We start from the raw sequence: 2,662 nt of genomic DNA, 5'->3' as shown, positions 1-2,662 counted from the left end.
TCATCATGAACCGCGTGGGCGACGTCGGCCTCCTGCTGGCCATGATGACGATGGTGGGTCAGGTCGGCTCGGTCTCCTTCGACACCGTGTCCGCCGCCGCCATGGACGGGGCGATGACCACCGGCTGGCTCACCGCCGTCGGCTTCTTCCTGCTCCTGGCGGCCTGCGGCAAGTCCGCCCAGTTCCCACTGCAGGCCTGGCTCGGTGACGCCATGGCCGGCCCGACCCCGGTCTCGGCCCTCATCCACGCCGCCACCATGGTCACCGCAGGCGTCTACCTCATGGTCCGCTCCGCCGCCGTCTTCGAGGGCGCCCCGGACGCACAGACGGCCGTCGCCGTCGTCGGCGCCATCACCCTGCTGCTGGGGGCCGTCATCGGAAGCGCCAAGGACGACATGAAGAAGGTCCTGGCCGCCTCCACCATGAGCCAGATCGGCTACATGATGCTGGGGGCCGGGCTCGGTCCGATCGGCTACGCCTTCGCCATCTTCCACCTGCTCACTCACGGCTTCTTCAAGGCCCAGCTCTTTCTGGGGGCCGGCTCGGTCATGCACGCCATGGGCGATCAGGTCAACATGCGCCGCTTCGGCGGCCTGCGCAGCGCCATGACGATCACCTGGGTCACCATGGGCATCGGCTGGCTCGCCATCCTGGGGGTGCCGCCCTTCTCCGGGTTCTGGTCCAAGGACCGCCTCATCGAGGCCGCCTTCGTCGGCGAGGGCGTCAAGCCCTGGATCCTGGGAACCGTCGCCCTGCTGGGCGCGGGCCTGACCGCCTTCTACATGTCCCGCCTGTTCTTCATGATCTTCCACGGCAAGCAGCGCTGGACCACGGACAAGGACCTGGAGGGCGAGGTCCACCCCCACGAGTCGAGCTGGCTCATGACGCTGCCCCTGGTCGTCCTATCTGTGTTCTCCGCGGGCCTGGGAGGGCTGCTGACCTACAACAACCTGTTCGTCACCTGGCTGGAACCGGTCACCGGCCACGCCGAGCACGGTGAGCCGGTCCTGCCGGCCACCGCCATCATGGGCGCCACCCTCACCCTGGTCGTCGTCGGGGTCGTCGTGGCCTGGTGGATGTACGTGCACCGCCCGGTGCCCGTCGCCCTGCAACCGGCCAACCCCCTGGTGGAGGCCGCCCGCAAGGACATGTACCAGGACGCCGTCAACGAGGCCCTGGCCATGCGCACCGGACAGGGACTCGTCCTGGCCACCGAGGCCGTCGAGCGCTACGTCGTCGACGGCGTGATCGAGGGCGCCGCCGCGGGGACCGGGGCCGTGGGGCGCCTGACCCGCCGCACCGAGTCCGGGTACGTGCGCTCCTACGCCGGCTACATGCTGGCCGGAACGGTCCTCGTACTCATCGCCGTCCTGGTTGCCAGGTTCTGAGAGGACACGACACATGCCGACTCTTCCCGAATCGCTGCCCGTCCTGACCGTCATGGCGATCGTGCCACTGGCCGGGGCGCTCCTGCTGTGGCTGGTCCCACCGCTGCGCCGGCTCCACGCCCGCGCCGTGGGCCTCGTGTTCTCCCTGGCCGTCCTCGCCCTGGGTCTGTGGGCCCTGAGCGCCTTCGATCCGGGACATGCAGGAACCGTCCAGCTGGCCCACACTCACCCGTGGATCCCCGCCATCGGCGCCTCCTGGGCCCTGGGCGTCAACGGCCTGGGTCTGGCCATGGTCCTCCTGGCCGCCTTCGTCACGCCCCTGGTCCTGCTCGCCTCCTGGGGCGAGGTCCCCGCCGACCGGCAGGGGCTGTTCACCGGGCTCGTCCTGGCCCTGGAGTTCTTCATCGTCGTCATCTTCTCGGCCCGCGACCTGCTTCTGTTCTACCTGTGCTTCGAGGCGATGCTCATCCCGGTGTACTTCCTCATCGGATGCTTCGGCGGCCAGGGACGCCAGCGCGCCGCTCTGAAGTTCCTCCTGTACTCCCTGGCCGGCGGGCTCATCATGCTCATCGGTGTCATCGCGGTCCATCTGCACTCCGCCCAGAACGGCGCCCCCAGCTTCCTCATCGACTCGGTGGCCGCCAACCTGCACGTCTCCACCGCCGCCGGGCACTGGATCTTCCTGACCTTCTTCATCGCCTTCGCCATCAAGGCACCCCTGGTGCCGGTCCACACCTGGCTGCCCGACACCGCCGAGCAAGCCACGCCCGGTACCTCGGTGCTGCTCATCGGCGTCCTGGACAAGATCGGCACCTTCGGGATGATCACCCTGGTCCTGCCGATCTTCCCGGAGGCGTCCCGCTGGGCCGCCCCGGTGATCCTGGTTCTGGCGGTCGTCTCCATCATCTACGGCGGCCTGGCCGCCATCGCTCAGGACAACCTCTACCGGCTCATCTCCTACACCTCCGTGAGCCACTTCGGCTTCATGGTCCTGGGGATCTTCATCGGCAACCAGGTGGCCGCCAACGGCGCCATGGTCTACATGGTGGCCCACGGGCTGTCCATCGCCGGTCTCTACCTGGTGACCGGCTTCATGGCCCGGCGCACCGGGACGATCGCCATCAGCGAGCTCGGAGGCATCGCCCGGGTCATGCCGCTGGTGGCCGGCACCTTCCTGGTCTGCGGGCTGGCCTCCATCGCCCTGCCGGGCCTGAGCGGATTCGTGCCCGAGTGGATGGTGCTCACCGGCACCTTCTCGGTCTCGCTGGCCCTGG

General features: G+C 68.8%; 2 protein-coding genes. Both read left to right on the top strand.

Translation table 11 applies throughout. From position 1 onward, the window contains the following. On the top strand, positions 1 to 1,388 hold a 1,388-nt coding region (locus RWR81_RS13555; RefSeq protein WP_314458228.1), incomplete at its 5' end, for an NADH-quinone oxidoreductase subunit L. Positions 1,389 to 1,401: 13 nt separating this feature from the next. After that, positions 1,402 to 2,662 (top strand): NADH-quinone oxidoreductase subunit M (locus RWR81_RS13550; RefSeq protein ID WP_314458227.1); only part of this gene is annotated, 1,261 nt, incomplete at its 3' end.

This window comes from uncultured Actinomyces sp. (assembly GCF_963526355.1).
In the GTDB taxonomy this organism is placed as follows: Bacteria; Actinomycetota; Actinomycetes; order Actinomycetales; family Actinomycetaceae; genus Actinomyces.
Note: the sequence above shows the minus strand (reverse complement) of the source record. Positions and strands in the feature narration are given on the sequence as shown.